This is a genomic window from Paraburkholderia sp. SG-MS1, from assembly GCF_012275575.1.
Taxonomy (GTDB): Bacteria; Pseudomonadota; Gammaproteobacteria; order Burkholderiales; family Burkholderiaceae; genus Paraburkholderia.
The window spans coordinates 1-18,225 of sequence record NZ_NPIH01000082.1 but is presented as its reverse complement, the minus strand read 5'-3'; the positions used below and the strand labels follow the sequence as shown (position 1 = coordinate 18,225).

The following is an 18,225-nucleotide window of genomic DNA, read 5'->3' as shown; positions in this document are numbered from 1 at the left end:
GCGTAGCGGCGGCGAGCGCCGTCGCGGCCGCATCGTTGCCGGCCCCGGCCGCCGCGCCCGCGATACCGGCCGCGGGCAGCTTCGTGCCCGCCACGCCGCTGCCGGTGTCGCCGGCCGAGGCGCCGTCGATCTTCAACGGCTCCTGATCCGGCTCCCCGTGCCCCAGACGCTCACCACCTCGACACCGTCCACCGATGCTTCCCGCATCGCCCCCACCGTTCGACGGCGCCTCGCCGCGTTGCTCTACGAAGCGCTCATCCTGTTCGGCGTGGTGTTCGTCGCCGGGTATCTGTTCAGCACGCTGACCCAGCAACGCAACGGATTCACCCATCACAACCTGCTTGCCGCATGGATCGGCCTCGTGGTCGGTCTGTACTTCGTCTGGTTCTGGACTCACAGCGGCCAGACCCTGCCGATGAAAACCTGGCGCTTGAGGGTCGTCGCCGCCGACGGCGCGCCGCTGTCCACGGGACGGGCGATCGCCCGTTACGTGCTGGCGTGGCTGTGGTTCCTGCCGCCGCTCGCGCTGCATCCGCTGCTCGGGCTGCGCCTGCCGCAGACGCTGACGATCGCCGGCATCTGGTTCGTGCTGTGGGCCGCGACCGGCCGCCTGGATCCGCAGCGTCGGTTCCTGCACGACCGGCTCGCGGGTACGCGCGTGATCGCCGTCGCGCGCTGAGCGCACCGCTCCACGCGCGGTCCGCACCTCATCCCACGCCGTAGTAATAAGAACTTCTCATGACTGTCACGGCACAGTCACGCGCGCCCGGCCCAATACAGGCACCGCAACTCGACGCGTGAGCCATGGACCCCCAAACGTCCGCGACTTCCCTGTTCCGCCAGACCGGCCCGAGCGTCGACACCGTCGCGTTCCGCCCGGACCCCAGCCCCGCTCACCACGGCTTGCCGTTGCCCGTGGCGCCGCCTCTCGATGCGCACGCAGCCCATCCTGAAGACGAGCATGCCGACCCGCACCGTTACCGCACCATCTGGCTGTCCGACATCCATCTCGGTTCCAGCGGTTGCCAGGCGCCCTATTTGCTCGACTTCCTGCGCCATAACGAGTCGGAGTATCTGTACCTCGTCGGCGACATCATCGACGGCTGGCAGTTGAAGAAGGGCTGGTACTGGCCGCAGGCGCACAACGATGTCGTGCAGAAGGTGCTGCGCAAGGCCCGCAAAGGCACCCAGGTCATCTACGTGCCCGGCAATCACGACGAAGCCGCGCGCCAGTTCTGCGACCTCGCATTCGGCGACATTCACGTGCGCGGTGAAGCGTTTCACACGACGCTCGCCGGCAAGCGGCTGTGGATCGTGCATGGGGATCTGTTCGACGGCGTGATCCAGCACGCGAAGTGGCTCGCGTATCTCGGCGACACGCTCTACACGATGATCCTCGTCCTGAACCGCTGGTTCAACCGCATCCGCAGCAAGCTCGGCTTTCCGTACTGGTCGCTGTCGCAGTACCTGAAGCATCAGGTGAAGAACGCGGTGAACTTCATCTCGTCGTTCGAAACGGTGATGACCGACGAAGCGCGCCGCCGCGGCTGCGACGGCGTGGTCTGCGGACACATTCACAAAGCCGAGATGCGCGACATCGACGGCGTGCTGTATTGCAACGACGGCGACTGGGTCGAAAGTCTGTCGGCACTCGTCGAGACCTATGAAGGCGAACTCAAGGTGATCTACTGGACCACGCTGCGCGCGCCGCAAGTCGGCACGCAGAAGGCCCGGGCGACCGCGTAGTCCCCCTAACCTCCTTTGAACCCGAATCGAGGAACAAGCCGATGAAGATCATGATCGTCACCGACGCATGGGAACCGCAGGTCAATGGCGTCGTGCGCACGCTGAAGAACACCACGCGCGAGCTCACCGCGCTCGGCCATCGCGTCGATCTGCTCACGCCGCTCGAATTCAAAACCATTCCTTGCCCGACTTATCCGGAGATCCGTCTGTCGCTGCTGCCGCGCCGCAAGCTGCGCGAGCGCATCGACACGTTCGCGCCCGACGCGTTGCACATCGCCACCGAAGGTCCGCTCGGCATGGCCGCACGTGCGTATGCGCTGCGTCACAAGCTGCCGTTCACGACCGCCTATCACACGCGCTTTCCCGAATACGTGCAGGCGCGTTTCGGCATACCACTCGCCGCAACGTACAAGTTTCTGCACTGGTTTCACAAGCCCTCGCAGGCCGTCATGGCGCCCACGCCGGTGGTTAAGCAGGACCTCGAAAAATTCGGCTTCACGAATGTCGTGCTGTGGACCCGCGGTGTCGACCTCGAAATCTTTCATCCGATGGACTCGAAGGTGCTCAACTCCGTGCGGCCGATCTTCCTGTACGTGGGACGCGTGGCGGTCGAGAAGAACGTCGAAGCGTTTTTGAAGCTCGACCTGCCCGGCTCGAAATGGGTCGCCGGCGAAGGACCCGCGCTCGCCGAGCTGAAGTCGCGCTATCCGCAAGCGAATTATCTCGGCGTGCTCACGCAGGCGGAACTCGCGAAGGTGTACGCGGCAGCCGACGTCTTCGTGTTCCCGAGCCGCACCGACACCTTCGGGCTCGTGCTGCTCGAAGCGCTCGCATGCGGCACGCCGGTGGCGGCCTATCCGGTCACCGGTCCGATCGACGTGCTGGGCGACGGCGGCGCGGGCGCGATGCACGAGGATCTGCAAGAGGCCTGTCTCGAGGCGCTGAAGATCGATCGCCATCATGCGCGCGCATGGGCGGAGCGCTTCTCGTGGGCGGCGGCTTCCGCGCAATTCGCCGCGCACCTGAAACCGCTGCCGCATGCGTCGTATCGCGAGGAAAACGCCGCCGCCTGAGGCGGCGCGCGAGCCCTCCATGCGAACCAGCCAATCCCCCCAGGCGACGCTGAGGCGCGCGTCGAACGGCGCGCTGCGCGCCGTCGATGCCGAGCGCGATGTCGGCCACGACGTCAAACACGGCCCGACCGGCATCGAGCCGTTCGACGATGTCGGCGAACCCGGCGCGCCGGATCATGCGGACGCTGCGCACGATTCGAACGGCATCGACAGCACCGCACACGAGCCGCTCAGCCCGGACGATCCGCTCGCGCCCCTGCCGTTCAATCCATACAAGGGCAACCGCGGCCTCACCCGCGCATGGCACGCGATGAAAAATTCGCTTGCCGGATTCCGTGTCGCGATCCGTGAGGAAAGCGCGTTTCGCCAGGAACTCACGCTCGCGGCGATCCTGATTCCGTGCGGCCTGCTGCTGCCGGTCGAGCCCGTGTCGCGGGTGCTGCTGCTCGGCTCGGTGCTGCTGGTGCTGATCGTCGAGCTGTTGAATTCGAGCGTGGAGGCGGCGATCGACCGGATCTCGCTCGAACGCCACGAGTTGTCACGCCGCGCGAAGGACCTCGGCAGCGCGGCCGTGATGGTCGCGCTCGGCATGTGCGTGATGACGTGGGCGCTGCTCGTCGGACCGCTCCTCGCGCGTTGCCTGCGCGCATGGTTATGACGGCGCGCCGCGTACCGGCCGCCCGCGTTTGAGACGCTGTCACACGGCCATCGCAGCATTTCCTCCTTGCGCGCCAACCCTTGCCGAGGATGAAAACCCTGAGTATCCGCTTGGTATAAGAACGGTCGGTTTATAATCGATTGATAGTCTCATGAGACAACGCCGGCCCGCCCGGCGTTGTCTTGCTCCCGCAGGGGCCCTGTCGCCGAGCGGCAGGTTTGCAGGCGCTCATATACCAACCGCATCCGGGTGGACCACGCAGCAGCGGCACGCCGCCGCGCGACCAGCCCGGCATAACCAGGGCCGGACGACATGGAAGCCAAACCTCCCCGCCGCACGCGCGAACGGATTCTCGAACTGTCGTTGAAGCTGTTCAACGAAATCGGCGAGCCGAACGTCACGACGACGACCATCGCCGAGGAAATGGAGATCAGTCCAGGCAATCTGTACTACCACTTCCGCAACAAAGACGACATCATCAACAGCATCTTCAGCCAGTTCGAGCAGGAGATCGAAAAGCGTCTGCGCTTCCCCGAAGACCATCGCGCGACTATCGACGAAATGTGGTCGTATTTGCAGTACATGGTCGATTTCACGTGGCGCTACCGCTTCCTGTATCGCGACCTGAACGACCTGCTCGCACGCAACCGCACGCTCGAAACGCACTTCAAGCAGATCATCAGCCACAAGGTGCGCTTTGCGAGCCAGTTCTGCGAGCAGCTCGTCGCCGACGGCGAGATGGTCGCCACGCCGGAAGAAATGCATGTGATCGCCACCAACGTCGGCGTGATCGGCACGTACTGGCTGTCGTATCAATTCGTGATGAATCCGCGCAAGTACAACGAGCAGGAAGCGATTCGCGCGGAGCTGCATCAGGTGAGCGTGCAGATCGTGTCGCTCATGGCGCCTTATCTGCGCGGCCGCTCGCGGCAGATTTTCGACGACCTCGTGTCCGGCAAGCTGCCCAAGCGCGAGTTCTACGATTACCTGCCGCCCAAGGAAGGCGCCGCGCCCCGCAACGAATCGAAGGACGTTTGAGTATGAAGTCGGTCTGTGTGTATTGCGGCTCCTCCAACGGAGCCAAGCCGTTGTATGCCGAGGCGGCGCGCGCGTTCGGCCGCGCGCTGGTGCAAGCCGATCTCGCGCTGGTCTACGGCGGCGGCAAGGTCGGGCTGATGGGTGTGATCGCCGATACCGTGATGGCCGAAGGCGGCCGCGCGATCGGCGTGATTCCCGAGCTGCTCGTCAACAAGGAAGTGGGCCATAACGGGCTGACCGAACTGCACGTGGTGCCCGACATGCACCACCGCAAGAAGATGATGGCCGACCTGTCGGACGCATTCGTCGCGATGCCGGGCGGCGCGGGCACGCTCGAAGAGCTGTTCGAGGTCTTCACGTGGGCGCAGCTCGGCTATCACCAGAAAGCGGTGGCAGTCCTGAATATCGACGGCTTCTACGATCCGTTGATCAAGCTGCTGCAGCACACGGTCGACGAAGGCTTCATGCGCCAGACCTATTTCGACATCCTGCAGATCGATGCCGACCCGGCCGCGCTGATCGGCAAGCTGCAACGCTATCGGCCGCCCGCAAGCGACAAGTGGGCGATCAAGCGCGACGCGGTCTGACGCGACCCGGTCTGACGCGACCCGGTCTGACGCGACCCGGTGTGACGCGACGCGTCTGATGGCAGAGCCACACCAATTGATTCCCGCGCGTCCGCCCGGGCGCTCGTCCCACCGGCTGCGCATTCGCGCGGCCCTCACCCGAACGATGAGGTTGCAATGACGAAAGCCGTTCTGATCACCGGTGGCAGTCGCGGCATTGGCCGCGCGAGCGCGCGTCTGCTTGGCGCGCGCGGCTGGTGCGTCGGCGTGAACTACGCGCGGAATCTGGCCGCTGCGGAGGCCGCCGTCGCCGAAGTCGAGCGCGCCGGCGGCCGCGCCGCGGCGATCGAAGGCGACGTCGCGAACGAAGCCGACGTGATCGCGATGTTCGACACGCTCCAGCAGCAGTTCGGCCGGATCGATGCGCTCGTCAACAACGCGGGAATCGTCGCGCCGTCGAGCGCGCTCGCCGACATGGACCTCGCGCGCCTGAAGCGCATGTTCGATGTCAACGTGCTCGGCGCATACCTGTGCGCGCGCGAGGCCGCTCGACGCATGTCGACCGATCGCGGCGGCGCGGGCGGCGTGATCGTCAATATCTCGTCGGCGGCGGCGCGCCTCGGCTCGCCGAACGAATACGTCGATTACGCCGGCTCGAAAGGCGCGGTCGACACGATGACGCTCGGTCTCGCCAAGGAACTCGGCCCGCGAGGCGTGCGCGTGAACGCGGTGCGCCCTGGCCTCATCGACACCGAGATCCACGCGAGCGGCGGCAAGCCCGAGCGCGCCGCGCAACTCGGCGCGACCACGCCGCTCGGCCGCCCGGGCAGCGCGGATGAAGTCGCTGAAACGATCGTCTGGTTGATGAGCGACGCGGCTTCGTACGTGACCGGTGCGTTGATCGACGTTTCCGGCGGACGCTGAGTGGCTTGACGCGCACACACTCGCGCCGTGGTTGGGTCGTGTTTTGTTGCGCGCGCGTTCCGGCGAGTCGTTCCGGCGACGTTAGGTCGACCGGCCGCGCGGTTGACGAGGCGCGGTTCGCGGCCTTAGAACGACGAGCCGGGTTCGCGCAGAAACGCGCGCTCCTCTTCCGTCGACGAGCGCCCGAGCACCCCATTGCGATGCGGAAAGCGCCCGAAGCGCTCGATGATTTCCGCATGCCGCACGGCGAACCGGTAGTACGACGTGCCGCCCGGTTCCGCTTCCAGCAGTTTGAACAAACGCAGCGATTCGCGCTGGCTGGCGAGCGATTCGTCGTGTTCGAACGGCAGGTAGGCGAACGCGCGATGATGCACGGTCGGCAACAGGCGATCAGCGCCGCTTGCGATCATCTGTTGCGCGATGCGCAGTGCCTTCTGATCGGCGGCGAACGCTCGCCGCGTGTTGCGGTGGCAATTGCGCGAAAACTGGTCCAGCACGATGATGAGCGCCAACGCGCCGAGCGGCGTGGCCTGCCAATGGTCGAGCGAGGTGGCGCTTGCCATGTCGCTCGATGCATCAGCCGCCGCGTCGATCAAAGCACCAAAGCGTTCGCGCAACATCGCATCGAATGCTTCGTCGCGGGAAAACCAGCGTTTGTGCTCCTCGCCGAAGTGCGACGCATCCGGCGCATCGAACCAGCAGTCGAGAACCGCGCGCGCTTGCGGCGCGAGGCCCAGATAGTCGGCGGACGTCGAATATGACGTCGCGCCGGATTCGTCAGCCATTGCGGTTGCGCATCCAGTCGGCGGTTTCGAAAAAGGAGCCGAGCAGGCGCTCGCGCAGCGGTTCGGCGAGGCCGATGTCCTCCATCGCCCATGCCATGCACCTGAGCCACTGATCCCGCTCGCTCGATGCGATCGCAAACGGCAAATGCCTTGCGCGCAGACGCGGATGACCAAAGCGGCTGATGTAGTGATCCGGGCCGCCGAGCCAGCCGCACAGGAACCAGAAAAACTTGTCGCGCGAACCGTCGAGCGATTCCGGATGCAAAGCCCGAATACCGGCGAAATCCGCTTCCAGATCCATCAGGTCGTAAAACCGGTCGACCAGTTCGCGCACGCGCGCTTCGCCGCCCACCAGATCGAAGGCCGTCGGCTGCGCCGCGGACACTTCGTCGTTCAAATCGCTCATAACCTGCTCATCAACGGATAAGAAAAAATCACGCATCCCGCAGCGACTGCAACGCGGGCCGCGCCAACACATGCCGCAAGCTCAGCCAGCCGCCGACACCGGCACAGGCGACGCCTGCGGCGATCCCCGCCGGCAGCAGCCACGGATTGAAGTTCAGATAGAACTCGAACACCCGCGTCGCCAACACCCAGCCGATGATCTGCGCGCCCACCGCGGCCATCGCCCCGGCCAGCGCGCCCACCGCGACGAACTCTGCAATCTGCACCGCGCGCACCTGGCGATGCGACGCGCCGAGCGCGCGCAGCAGCGCGGATTCTCGCATACGCTCGTCGCGCGTGCCGGCGAGCGCCGCGTACAACACCAGCACGCCCGCCGCCAGCGTAAACGCAAACAGGAACTGCACGGCGCCGATCACCTGCTGCAACACGCGCTGAATCTGCGCGAGGATCGGACCGGTGTCGATGGCGGTGAGGTTTGGATAAGCGCCGATCAGGCCGTCGATGGTCGTCTGCTTTTCCTGCGGCAGATGAAAGCTCGTGATGAAGGTGGCCGGGAAATCCTGCAACGCGGCGGGCGGCATCAGCACGAAGAAGTTGACCTTGAATGACCCCCAGTCGAGCTTGCGCACGCTCGTCACCGGCGCGTCGATCTGCAAGCCGGTCACGTCGAAGCGCAGCACGTCGCCGGGCTTCACGTTGATCAGCTTGGCGAGCCCCTGCTCGATCGAGATCTGCGGTGTCGTCGTGTCGCCGTACCAGGTGCCGGCGGCGATGCGGTTGTCGTCGGGCAGCCCGGTCGTGTATGACAGATTGAATTCGCGGTCCACCAGGCGCTTCGCATCGTTGCCCTTGAACAAATCCGGATTGACCGGCTTGCCGTTGATCGCTGTGAGCCGCCCGCGCACCATCGGCGAGAGCACCGTGCCCGGCACGCCATGCGTGTCCAGATAGTGTGTGACCGCGTCGCGCTGGTCAGGCTGGATGTCGATGATGAATTCGTTCGGCGCATCCGGCGGCGTCGATTTGCGCCAGCCTTCCACGAGGTCGTTGCGCGTCATCGCGATCAGCAGCAGGCACATGAGGCCGATGCCGAGCGCGGTGATCTGCAACGCGCTCGCGCTGCTGCGCCGCTCCAGCGACGCCAGCGCATACCGCCAGCCGATTCCCGCGTTCACGCGCTCGCTGCGCACGAGGCGCGCCGCGCCCCACAGCGCCAGCCGCGCAATGCACGCGAACACCAGCAGTCCGCCGGCAAACCCGCCCGCGACGATCCCGCCGAGCTTCAGCTCGCCCGCCGCGACGATCAGGAGCGCGGCGAACAGCACGATGCCGAGCGCATAGGCGGCCCAGGCAGTCCGTCCTGCTTCGCCCCACTCACGGCGCAACACGCGCACCGGCGGCACGCGCGTGAGCGGCAACAGCGGCGGCAGCGCGAAGCCGAGCAGCAGCACGAGCCCAGCCGCGATGCCCTGGAGCGCGGGCCAGGCGCTCGGGTACGGCAGCGCGACGTCGATCAGACTGCCGAGCCACGTCAGCAACGCGAGATGCCCGAGATATCCGAGCGCAACACCAAGCGCGCCGCCGATCACACCTAGCCCGACGAACTCCAGCGTGAACAGCGCGCGCAGCGCGGCCTGGCTCACGCCGAGACAGCGCATCGCCGCGCAGCCGTCCAGATGCCGGCGCATGTAGCGGTGCGCGGCCATCGCAATCGCCACGGCCGCGAGCAGCGCGGTGAGCAGCGACACGAGCGTGAGGAAGTGACTCGCGCGATCGAGCGTCTGGCGCACCTGCGGCTGGCCGTCCTGCAATGATTCGAGCGCGACGCCGCGCATCTTGCCGTCGTCCACCTTGCCGTGCGCGAACTGCGCGAACTTCGCCACCGACGCGTCCGCGCCCGCCACCAGCAGCCGGTAAGTCACGCGGCTGCCGAAGGTGATGAGGCCGGTCGACTGCACTTCGTCGGCGCGCAACATCAAACGCGGCGAGAAGTTGACGAACGAAAAGCCGCGGTCCAGCTCACGGGTGATCAGCGCGCCGATCGTGAAGCTGCGATTGCCGACCTTCACGGTGTCGCCCACATGCAGCTTCAGCGCGTCGAGCAATGCCTGATCGACCCAGACGGTGCCGGGCGCCGGAATCGACTGCGCGGGATGATCCGGCGCGCCGGGCGCCGCCGCGATCCGCAACGCACCGCGCAACGGATAGCCCGCCGACACCGCCTTGATCGCGGCGAGGCGCGAGACCGGCGGCGCGCCGGACGCGCCGGTCGAATTGATCATGCTGGGGAAGATCGCCGTGCTGGCGGTGTCCAAACCGAGCACTTTGGCTTGCGCGGCGAATTGCGGATCAACGGGATGATCGGCGCGCACGATGAAATCGGCGGCGATCATGCGCCGCGCGTCGCGCTCGAGTCCCTGATGCAGACGGTCGGCCAGAAAGCCGACGCTGGACAACGCCGCCACCGCCAGCACCAGCGCCAGCAGCAGCATGGTCAATTCGCCGGCGCGCCAGTCGCGCGCCGTCATGCGGATGGCCTGACGCAGAAGATCGCGGCCGCCGAACCGGCGTGCGGGCGTCGGGTTAGCGCGCGTCAAGGAACCCCGGACCGTATCGCTCAATCGTGCCTGCTCCTGGCAAAACGCGACACCATATGCGTGGCCATGCCGCGAAAGCCGCCCTGCACGCCGCGCCAGAGCCGCGGCAACGCCCAGCCTGCCAACGCCAGAAAGCCCACCATCAACACGAGGAACAGGAGCGGCACGAACAGCGCGAGCAGCATGCCGCCGAACACGAGGCCGTCCTCGGCGGTCGAGGTGACCACATTCGACACCGGCTCGGGCGACAGATTGATCAGCGCGCGCGTGCCCGCCTTCGCCAGATGCGCGGTGCCCGCCAACGTGCCGCCCGCCAGTGCGGCGACGATCAGCAGCGCCGGATCGGCATGGCCGAGCGCGCCGGCCGCCAGCACGGCGCCGGCCGGAATGCGGATGAACGTATGGACCGCGTCCCAGAGCGAATCAAACGCGGGAATCTTGTCGGCGAGGAATTCGGTGAGCGTCAGCACGGCTGCCGCGCCCATTACCCACGGCGAGGACAGCGCGGACAGCGTATCGGGCAGATGGATGAAACCGAGGCGCTCGAACACGCCGGCGAGCAGAACCGTCAGATAGAGGCGCAGACCGCTGCCCCACGAAAGGCCTGCAGCAAGCGATAATGATTCAAGCATGGCCGCCTCCAGGCGCGCTGTGCGTGCCGGACGCGTCGGCGGGCCGGGACAGGAGAAGCCCCCAAACCGAAGTCGTCAGACCCGCGCCAAGCCGGCCGCGCCATGGAGGCCGCGGGCAATGTCAGGTTGGATTCGGTTTCATTATAGCCACCTTAATTCGCAGGACGTAGAGTGGCGAATAATCGGCGGCGCCGGTGTGGCGCGGGGCAGACGCCGGTGCGCTCACCCAGCCTCGGCCAGAATCTCCCGCGCTTCACCCGGCTTTGCCGGTCGGGACCGACCAACGGCGGCTCCGACGCGCGAGCTCGCAGCCAGGCCGTCAATGTCCCGACGACAGCTTCAGCCCAATCAGGCCGATGACGATCAGCGCCGCGCTGGCGACGCGCGCGACGCTCAGCGCCTCGCCCATCATCACGACGCCGAAGATGAATGCGCCGACCGCGCCGATCCCGGTCCACACGGCATAGGCCGTGCCGAGCGGCAGTTGGCGCATCGCGACGGCGAGCAGCGCGAAGCTGCCGAGCGCGGTCACGATCGTGAACACGGACGGCCACAACCGGGTGAAACCGTCGGAGGTCTTGAGACCGGCCGCCCACGCGACTTCGAGCAAACCGGCAATCAGCAGAAGAAACCAGGACACTGAGACAGCTCCATGAAAAAAATGGGGCCGTCCCCGTTCGTAGCAAAAGCGTAAGGTCGTCCTTACAGAGCGTAATTATATCGAAGCGTATATCGAAGCGACGTGCGCGCGCTTCGCGGGCGGCTCACGCCGCGCCCACCAGTCGATATCCGACGCCGGTTTCCGTGACGATATGTTCCGGCTGCGCCGGATCGCGCTCCAGCTTGCCGCGCAGATGCGCCATGTAGATGCGCAGATAGTGATGGCTCTCGACATGCGAGGGCCCCCACACGTCGCGCAACAACTGCCGGTGCGTCAGCACGCGCCCGGCATGGCGCACGAGCGTCGCGAGCAGCCGGTATTCGATTGGCGTCAGATGGACCGCGGCGCCGTCGCGCGTGACCTGGCGCAAGGCGAGATCGACCGTGACCGCGCCGAAGCGCACTTGCGGCGACTCGTTCGCGCCGCCGTGATTGCGCCGCCGCATCTGCGCGCGGATGCGCGCGAGCAGCTCGGACACGCCGAAGGGCTTGGTCAGATAATCGTCCGCGCCGGCGTCGAGCGCGGCGACCTTCTCGCTCTCCCGGGTGCGCGCCGACAGCACGATCACCGGCAGCTCGCTCCAGCCGCGCAGTTCGCGGATCACATCGAGACCGTCGGTGTCGGGCAGGCCGAGATCCACGATCACCAGATCCGGCTTGCGGGTCGCGGCTTCGACCAGACCCTGCTTGCCGGTTTCGGCGTCGTGCACGACGATGCCCTCGCTTTCCAGCGCGGTGCGCACGAAACGGCGAATCTGCTTTTCGTCTTCAATCAGAACAACGGTGATGCTCGGCTCACTCATGGGTCGGCTTGGCCAGCGGGTTGAGGGCGGCGGCGCGCTCGGCGCCGGTGTGATCGGCTAGTGGATCGGTGGGGCGCGCGGCCGCGGGATCGGTATGCAGCGGCGCATCCGCCATTTCCTCCTCCAGCGCATCCGGCGCGTCGGGCGGCGTGTGCGCCGGCAGCGCGAACCAGAAGCGCGCGCCTACGACGCGGCCGTCCGCTGTGAGCCGGTTGAGCGCGCCGATTGTACCGCCGTGCGCCTCGACGATCGCGCGGCAGATCGCGAGCCCCAAGCCGATGCCCGGCTTGGCCGACTCCTTCTCGCCGCGCGTGAATTTCTCGAACACGCGCGCTTCCATGCCGGCGGGCAGACCGGGGCCATCGTCGTCGACGGTGACGCGCACGAACGGCATATCGTCCGCGTCGACGCGTTGCGCGCCGATCGTCAACGGCGTCCCCGGCGCGGTGTACTTGGCCGCGTTCTCGAAGAGGTTCGAGAAGAGCCGCTCCATCAGCACCGCGTCGAGATTGAGCAGCGGCAGATCGGCGGGCAGCCTGACCTGCACCGGATGACCCGCCAGCACGCGTTTGCACGCACGCAGCGCCGCGCCCACCGTTTCTTCGAGCAGCGTCCACTGCCGGTTCAGTTGCAGACTGCCCGCCTGCAGGCGCGCCATGTCGAGCAGATTGGTGACGATGCCGGTCATGCGCAGCGCTTCCTCGTGAATCGCGTCGACCAGGTCGTCGGCCGGTTGCAGTGGCGCACCTGCGTCGGCAGGCGTCTTGCGTGTTTGCGCCAGCATCGACGAAAAGCCGACGATGGTGGTCAACGGCGTGCGCAGATCGTGCGAGATCGCGGAGAGCAGCGAGTTGCGCAGGCGCTCCGACTCCATGTTGACGAGCGCATCGCGCGCGATGTCGACGTAATGCACCCGCTCCAGCGCCAGCGCGATCTGCGCGGCAAACGCGTCGAGCATGCGTTGCTGCTCGGGCACGTCCAGCTCGCGCTCGTCGCGCAGCACGACCGCGAGCACGCCGCGCGTGCGCATCGGCGCCTTCAGCGGCAGGTACAGCGCGGCAGCGGCAGGCAAAGTGTCGGTGCCGTGACCGGCCGGCTTCTGCTGATCGTAGACCCACTGGCCGACGTCGAGGTCGAGCAGTTCGCCTTCGAGCGTGATCGCCGTGTCGGGATCCTCGATCTTCTGCTTGACCTGATCGACGCTATCCGGCAACAGGATCGCGACGCGCGCGCCGAACACCTCGCTCACGTGCCGGCTGCCAATCGCGACGATCTGCTCGGTGGTCAGCGCCGCCGCGAGTTCGCGCGCCATCGCGTACATGGCGCCCGTGCGTTGCTCGCGGCGGCGCGCGACGCTCGCCTCGCGGCGCAGGCTCGACGTCAGATGGCTGATCACGAGCGAGGTCAGCAGCATGCCGAAGAAGGTCAGCAAGTACTGCGTATCGGACACCGACAGCGACATGCGCGGCGGCACGAAGAAGAAATCGAACGCGGCCACGCTCAGGAACGACAGCACGACGCCCGGCCCGCGCCCCAGCTTCACCGCCGTGAAGATCACGCCGAGCAGATACAGCATCACGAGGTTGGCCAGATCGATATGGTCGATCAGCTGGCTCGACAGCAGCGTGACGGCCGCACAGATCAGCAGCGCGAGCCCATACGCGCGCGGCGGCGAACGGCGTTCGCGCGCCGCGCTCAGCGCCTCGCGCCATGCGTTCGCGGTGGTATTCAACAAGCGCCGCGGCTCACCACCATCACGATGCGCCGACGCGCGAATCAGCGTGAGATCGAGCTCGCCCGCCCGCTCGGCGATGCGCTCGCCGAACGGCCGGCGCAGCCAGCGCCTCGGACCCGTGCGCGACGATGCGCCCGCCACCAGCTTCGACACATTGCGCGCCTGCGCATAGCCGATCAGTGCGGTGACCGCGTCGGTGCCCGCGAGCGTTGCGGTTTCGGCGCCGAGTTCGGCGGCAAGCTTCAACGCGTTCAACGTGCGTTCGCGGCGCGCATCGGGCAGACGTTGCAAGGCCGGCGTTTCCACATAGACGGCGAGCCAGTCGGCCTTCAGGCTGGCGGCGAGACGCGCCGCCGCGCGCACCAGCGCGGGCGCTTCAGGGCCCGGCCCCACGCACACCAGCAAGCGCTCGCGCGCCTGCCAGATGCGCTGGATCGAACGGTCCGCGCGATATTCACGCATCTGTGCATCGACGCGGTCCGCGGTGCGGCGCAACGCCAGCTCGCGCAGCGCGATCAGGTTGCCCTTGCGAAAGAAGTTGCGCACCGCGCGCTCGGCCTGCTGCGGCAAATACACCTTGCCGTCGCGCATCCGGTCGAGCAGTTCCTCGGCGGGCAGGTCGACCAGCGTGACTTCGTCGGCGCGATCGAACACGCGGTCCGGCACCGTCTCCCATACGCGAATGCCGGTGATCTGACCGACCACGTCGTTCAGACTTTCGAGGTGCTGGACGTTGACCGTCGTATAGACGTCGATGCCCGCGTCGAGCAGTTCGTGGACGTCCTGCCAGCGCTTCAGATGGCGCGCGCCTGGCACGTTCGAATGCGCGAGTTCGTCGACGAGAATCAGTTGCGGCTTGCGCGCGAGCGCGGCGTCGAGATCGAACTCGCCGAGCTTGCGGCCGCGATACTCGATATGCGCGAGCGGCAGCACGTCGAGGCCGTCGAGCAGCGCGGCGGTCTCGCCGCGGCCGTGCGTTTCGACGATGCCGACCACGACGTGCGCGCCTTCGTCATGGCGGCGGCGCGCGGCCTGCAGCATCGCGTAGGTTTTGCCCACGCCGGCCGACGCGCCGAAGAAAATCTTCAGCCGGCCGCGTAGACGTTTTTCTTCATCGCGCTGCAGCTTGTCGAGCAGTTCGTCAGGATCGGGGCGGTTCATGCTCAGTGGCTTTCATCATCGTGCGAGCGGCGGTACCCGCATGGTGGCACGGTCGCCGCCGGCCCGCAAATCGCGGCGCGGCCGGGTGCCGCGAAGGAACACAGCAAAGGCGGCGTCACGTGGACGCCGCCTTCGAGCCGCGGCGCCTCGCCGCGAAGCGCGCGCGTACGCACGAGCCTTTAACCGCGTGTCATTTCGTCGAGTGCCAGATTCAGCTTCAGCACGTTCACGCGCGGTTCACCGAGAATGCCGAACTGGCGGCCGGTCGTATAACGGTCGATCAGCGCCCGCACGTCGTTCGGCGCGAGCTTGCGCGCGGCCGCGACGCGCACGATCTGATAGGCCGCGGCCGCCGGGCTGATCTCCGGATCGAGACCGCTGCCTGACGAGGTCACCAGGTCGACCGGCACCGGGTTCGACATATCCGTGCCGGCCGCCTTCAACGCGTCAAGACGCCCCTTCACTTCGTCGAGCAGCGCCGGGTTGGTCGGTCCGAGGTTCGAACCGCTCGAACCCTGCGCGTTGTACGGCACCGGGCTGGTGGCCGACAAACGGCCCCAGAAGTACTGCGGCGCGTCGAACTGCTGGCCGATCAGCTGCGAGCCGACCAGCTTGCCGTTCTGTTCGATCAGGCTGCCATTCGCCTGATCGTGGAAAGCGGCCTGACCGAAGGCGGTCATCACCGCAGGGTAAGCGAGACCCGTGAACACGGTGAGCACCGCGAAGATCACGAGCAATGGACGGAACAGATTTTTCATGATGAGTATTCCTTTGCTTTCGAAGCAGCCGCGTTTCAGACCCAGCCGAACGCGGCCAGCGCCATGTCGATCAGCTTGATGCCGATGAACGGCACGATGATCCCGCCCAAACCGTAGACCAGCAGGTTGCGCCGCAGCAGGATCGCCGCGCCCAGCGCGCGATAACGCACGCCCTTGAGCGCGAGCGGAATTAGCAGCACGATCACCAGCGCATTGAAAATCACCGCCGACATGATCGCCGAGGCCGGCGTGGCCAGGTGCATCACGTTCAGCGCGTTCAGCGCCGGATAGGTGGTCGCGAACGCGGCCGGAATGATTGCGAAGTATTTGGCGACGTCGTTCGCGATCGAGAACGTGGTGAGCGAGCCGCGCGTCATCAGCATCTGCTTGCCGATCTCCACGATCTCGATCAGCTTGGTCGGATTCGAATCGAGGTCGACCATGTTGCCGGCCTCTTTCGCGGCCTGCGTGCCGGTGTTCATCGCCACCGCAACGTCGGCCTGCGCAAGCGCCGGGGCGTCGTTGGTGCCGTCGCCGGTCATCGCGACCAGCCGTCCTTCGGCCTGGTGCGCGCGGATCGTCGCGAGCTTCGCTTCGGGCGTCGCTTCGGCAAGGAAATCGTCGACGCCGGCTTCGGCGGCGATCGCCGCCGCGGTCAACCGGTTATCACCGGTCACCATCACCGTCTTGATACCCATCTTGCGCAACTCGGCGAAGCGCTCCTTGATGCCGCCCTTCACGACGTCCTTCAACTCGATCACGCCGAGCACGCGCGCGTTCTGCCCGGCGAGCTTCTCGGCCACCACCAGCGGCGTGCTGCCGCGCCGCGCAACCTCGGCCACTGCGTTGCTCACTTCGTTCGGGAAGCGGCCGCCGTTGCCTTCGACGTAGTGCTTCACCGCGTCGGCCGCGCCCTTGCGGATTTCGCGGCCCGGCGCGCCGCCGCTCCCGTTGGCTGACAGGTCGACGCCGCTCATCCGCGTTTGCGCAGTGAACGCGAGGAACAGCGCATGCAACGAAGCCATGTCGCGTTGGCGGATGTTGAAGCGCTGTTTGGCGAGCACGACGATGCTGCGGCCTTCCGGCGTTTCATCGGCGAGCGACGACAGCTGCGCGGCGTCCGCGAGCGCTTCTTCGGTCACGCCCGGCGCCGGTACGAACTGCGATGCCTGACGGTTGCCGAGCGTGATCGTGCCGGTCTTGTCGAGCAGCAGCACGTCGACGTCGCCGGCGGCTTCGACTGCGCGGCCCGAGGTGGCGATCACGTTGGCCTGCATCATGCGGCTCATGCCCGCCACGCCGATCGCCGACAACAAACCGCCGATGGTGGTCGGAATCAGACACACCAGCAGCGCGACCAGCGCGGTGATCGTCACCACGTGGCCCACATGCGCGGCCTGCACCGAGAACATCGAGAACGGCAGCAGCGTCGCGGTGGCGAGCAGCATCACGATCGTCAGCGCGACCAGCAGGATAGTCAGTGCGATTTCGTTCGGGGTCTTCTGACGTTTCGCGCCTTCGACCATCGCGATCATGCGATCGAGGAACGCCTCGCCCGGGTTCGCCGTGACGCGCACGACGATCCAGTCCGACAGCACGCGCGTGCCGCCCGTCACCGACGAAAAGTCGCCGCCCGACTCGCGGATCACCGGCGCGGATTCGCCGGTGATCGCCGATTCGTCAACCGACGCGACGCCGTCGATCACTTCGCCGTCGGCCGGAATCACGTCGCCGGTTTCGACCAGCACGACGTCGCCCTTACGCAGATCGGACGCCGTCAGAATGCGGATCGGCGACTTCGGATGCGGCTCGTTGAGCTTCTTGGCCATCACGTCTTTCTTCGCGCTGCGCAGCGACGCCGCCTGGGCCTTCGAACGGCCTTCGGCGAGCGCTTCCGCGAAGTTCGCGAACAGCACGGTGAACCACAGCCACAACGTGACGGCGAGAATGAAGCCCGCGGGCGCCTCGGCCTGGCCGCCGAGCGCGGCGATCCACAGAATGGTCGTCAGAATGCTGCCGACGTACACGCAGAACATCACCGGATTGCGAAATTGCGTGCGCGGCGTGAGTTTTTTGAAGGAGTCCACGATCGCCGGGCGCAGCAGCGCCGGGTCGAACATGGACCTCGTTGCATTATGTTCAGTCATTGAATCCTCGAATACCGTTATCGCGTAACGTGTGCCTCGTCAAACGTCGGCCGCCCGTGTCACGTCGATGGGCCGCCTCAATGCGCGCCCATCATCATCAGATGCTCGACCCCCGGACCCAGCGCGAGCGCCGGCACATAAGTCAGCGCGCCGACCAGCAGCACCGTGCCGAGCAGCAGCACGACGAACAGCGGGCCGTGCGTCGGCAGCGTGCCGCCGGTCACGCCGATGCGCTTCTTCGCGGCAAGCGAGCCGGCGATCGCAAGCACCGGGACGATCGTGCCGAAGCGGCCGAACCACATCGCGATGGCGGTGAGCCAGTTGTAGAACGGCGTGTTCACAGAGAGGCCGGCGAACGCGCTGCCGTTGTTGTTCGACGCCGAGCTGAACGCGTAAAGGATTTCGGAGAAGCCGTGCGCGCCGGGGTTGAAAATGCCGGCCGTGCCCGCGCTGCTCAACACCGCGATCGACGTGCCCACCAGCACCAGCAGCGGCGTGAGCAGCACGACGATCGAGACCATCTTCATCTCGTATGCC

17 protein-coding genes are annotated in these 18,225 nt (G+C 66.5%); 7 read left to right on the top strand and 10 right to left on the bottom strand.

The features are described from left to right. The first annotated feature begins 157 nt into the window (after nt 1-157). From CIC12_RS05530 to CIC12_RS05500, 7 genes are all read left to right on the top strand, one after another. Nucleotides 158-679, top strand: a complete 522-nt coding sequence (locus CIC12_RS05530; RefSeq protein ID WP_168662920.1) for an RDD family protein — start codon at nt 158-160, stop codon at nt 677-679. 125 nt (nt 680-804) lie between these two features. After that, nucleotides 805-1,746 carry a UDP-2,3-diacylglucosamine diphosphatase gene (locus CIC12_RS05525; protein WP_168662918.1) on the top strand — a complete coding sequence of 314 codons (942 nt, stop codon included), beginning with the start codon at nt 805-807 and terminating at the stop codon, nt 1,744-1,746. Nucleotides 1,747-1,787: 41 nt separating this feature from the next. Continuing rightward, complete coding sequence (locus tag CIC12_RS05520; RefSeq protein WP_168662916.1) at nt 1,788-2,819, top strand: glycosyltransferase family 4 protein; 1,032 nt, start codon at nt 1,788-1,790, stop codon at nt 2,817-2,819. A 19-nt stretch (nt 2,820-2,838) separates the two neighbouring features. Further along, nucleotides 2,839-3,477, top strand: coding sequence for a diacylglycerol kinase (locus CIC12_RS05515; protein WP_168662914.1), 639 nt, complete (start codon nt 2,839-2,841; stop codon nt 3,475-3,477). Nucleotides 3,478-3,789: 312 nt separating this feature from the next. Continuing rightward, the gene (locus tag CIC12_RS05510; protein ID WP_168662911.1) at nt 3,790-4,515 is read left to right on the top strand and encodes a TetR/AcrR family transcriptional regulator; all 726 of its coding nucleotides are present in this window, start codon (nt 3,790-3,792) and stop codon (nt 4,513-4,515) included. Between the two features lie 2 nt (nt 4,516-4,517). Continuing rightward, nucleotides 4,518-5,102: an LOG family protein gene (locus CIC12_RS05505; protein ID WP_168662909.1), complete on the top strand. Its 585-nt coding sequence runs from the start codon at nt 4,518-4,520 to the stop codon at nt 5,100-5,102. Between the two features lie 156 nt (nt 5,103-5,258). Further along, nucleotides 5,259-6,005 (top strand): SDR family oxidoreductase, encoded by a 747-nt coding sequence (locus CIC12_RS05500; protein WP_168662907.1) that lies wholly within the window; start codon nt 5,259-5,261, stop codon nt 6,003-6,005. A 125-nt stretch (nt 6,006-6,130) separates the two neighbouring features. Here the strand turns inward: CIC12_RS05500 and CIC12_RS05495 are convergent, their stop codons facing one another. From CIC12_RS05495 to CIC12_RS05450, 10 genes are all read right to left on the bottom strand, one after another. Next, complete coding sequence (locus CIC12_RS05495) at nt 6,131-6,790, bottom strand: DUF924 family protein (RefSeq protein ID WP_168662905.1); 660 nt, start codon at nt 6,788-6,790, stop codon at nt 6,131-6,133. Further along, nucleotides 6,783-7,196, bottom strand: coding sequence for a group II truncated hemoglobin (locus CIC12_RS05490; RefSeq protein WP_168662903.1), 414 nt, complete (start codon nt 7,194-7,196; stop codon nt 6,783-6,785). The genes CIC12_RS05495 and CIC12_RS05490 overlap by 8 nt, the downstream gene beginning before the upstream one ends. Before the next feature lie 28 nt (nt 7,197-7,224). Continuing rightward, on the bottom strand, nt 7,225-9,723 hold the full coding sequence (locus CIC12_RS05485) for an ABC transporter permease (protein WP_168662922.1): 2,499 nt from the start codon (nt 9,721-9,723) through the stop codon (nt 7,225-7,227). Nucleotides 9,724-9,812: 89 nt separating this feature from the next. Beyond that, nucleotides 9,813-10,424 carry a DUF4126 domain-containing protein gene (locus CIC12_RS05480; protein WP_168662901.1) on the bottom strand — a complete coding sequence of 204 codons (612 nt, stop codon included), beginning with the start codon at nt 10,422-10,424 and terminating at the stop codon, nt 9,813-9,815. A gap of 319 nt (nt 10,425-10,743) precedes the next feature. Continuing rightward, nucleotides 10,744-11,064 carry a quaternary ammonium compound efflux SMR transporter SugE gene (gene sugE / locus CIC12_RS05475; protein WP_168662899.1) on the bottom strand — a complete coding sequence of 107 codons (321 nt, stop codon included), beginning with the start codon at nt 11,062-11,064 and terminating at the stop codon, nt 10,744-10,746. 124 nt (nt 11,065-11,188) lie between these two features. Continuing rightward, complete coding sequence (gene kdpE / locus CIC12_RS05470) at nt 11,189-11,887, bottom strand: two-component system response regulator KdpE (RefSeq protein WP_168662897.1); 699 nt, start codon at nt 11,885-11,887, stop codon at nt 11,189-11,191. Beyond that, a complete protein-coding gene (locus tag CIC12_RS05465; protein ID WP_168662895.1) occupies nt 11,880-14,783 on the bottom strand; it encodes a DUF4118 domain-containing protein in 2,904 nt (967 codons plus the stop codon). The genes kdpE and CIC12_RS05465 overlap by 8 nt, the downstream gene beginning before the upstream one ends. Before the next feature lie 179 nt (nt 14,784-14,962). Then, nucleotides 14,963-15,541, bottom strand: coding sequence for a potassium-transporting ATPase subunit KdpC (gene kdpC, locus CIC12_RS05460; protein ID WP_168662893.1), 579 nt, complete (start codon nt 15,539-15,541; stop codon nt 14,963-14,965). A 35-nt stretch (nt 15,542-15,576) separates the two neighbouring features. Further along, nucleotides 15,577-17,688 carry a potassium-transporting ATPase subunit KdpB gene (gene kdpB, locus CIC12_RS05455; RefSeq protein ID WP_168662891.1) on the bottom strand — a complete coding sequence of 704 codons (2,112 nt, stop codon included), beginning with the start codon at nt 17,686-17,688 and terminating at the stop codon, nt 15,577-15,579. Between the two features lie 77 nt (nt 17,689-17,765). Next, nucleotides 17,766-18,225: potassium-transporting ATPase subunit KdpA (locus tag CIC12_RS05450; RefSeq protein ID WP_174771929.1), on the bottom strand; the 460-nt coding region annotated here is incomplete at its 5' end.

Excerpts from the sequence above, each read along its gene's own strand:
- CIC12_RS05525 (WP_168662918.1), top strand. The coding sequence starts at position 805 with ATGGACCCCCAAACGTCCGCGACTTCCCTGTTCCGCCAGACCGGCCCG.
- CIC12_RS05520 (WP_168662916.1), top strand. The coding sequence starts at position 1,788 with ATGAAGATCATGATCGTCACCGACGCATGGGAACCGCAGGTCAATGGC.
- CIC12_RS05515 (WP_168662914.1), top strand. The coding sequence starts at position 2,839 with ATGCGAACCAGCCAATCCCCCCAGGCGACGCTGAGGCGCGCGTCGAAC.
- CIC12_RS05510 (WP_168662911.1), top strand. The coding sequence starts at position 3,790 with ATGGAAGCCAAACCTCCCCGCCGCACGCGCGAACGGATTCTCGAACTG.
- CIC12_RS05505 (WP_168662909.1), top strand. The coding sequence starts at position 4,518 with ATGAAGTCGGTCTGTGTGTATTGCGGCTCCTCCAACGGAGCCAAGCCG.
- CIC12_RS05500 (WP_168662907.1), top strand. The coding sequence starts at position 5,259 with ATGACGAAAGCCGTTCTGATCACCGGTGGCAGTCGCGGCATTGGCCGC.
- CIC12_RS05495 (WP_168662905.1), bottom strand. The coding sequence starts at position 6,790 with ATGGCTGACGAATCCGGCGCGACGTCATATTCGACGTCCGCCGACTAT.
- CIC12_RS05490 (WP_168662903.1), bottom strand. The coding sequence starts at position 7,196 with ATGAGCGATTTGAACGACGAAGTGTCCGCGGCGCAGCCGACGGCCTTC.
- CIC12_RS05485 (WP_168662922.1), bottom strand. The coding sequence starts at position 9,723 with ATGACGGCGCGCGACTGGCGCGCCGGCGAATTGACCATGCTGCTGCTG.
- CIC12_RS05480 (WP_168662901.1), bottom strand. The coding sequence starts at position 10,424 with ATGCTTGAATCATTATCGCTTGCTGCAGGCCTTTCGTGGGGCAGCGGT.
- kdpE (WP_168662897.1), bottom strand. The coding sequence starts at position 11,887 with ATGAGTGAGCCGAGCATCACCGTTGTTCTGATTGAAGACGAAAAGCAG.
- CIC12_RS05465 (WP_168662895.1), bottom strand. The coding sequence starts at position 14,783 with ATGAACCGCCCCGATCCTGACGAACTGCTCGACAAGCTGCAGCGCGAT.
- kdpC (WP_168662893.1), bottom strand. The coding sequence starts at position 15,541 with ATGAAAAATCTGTTCCGTCCATTGCTCGTGATCTTCGCGGTGCTCACC.
- kdpB (WP_168662891.1), bottom strand. The coding sequence starts at position 17,688 with ATGACTGAACATAATGCAACGAGGTCCATGTTCGACCCGGCGCTGCTG.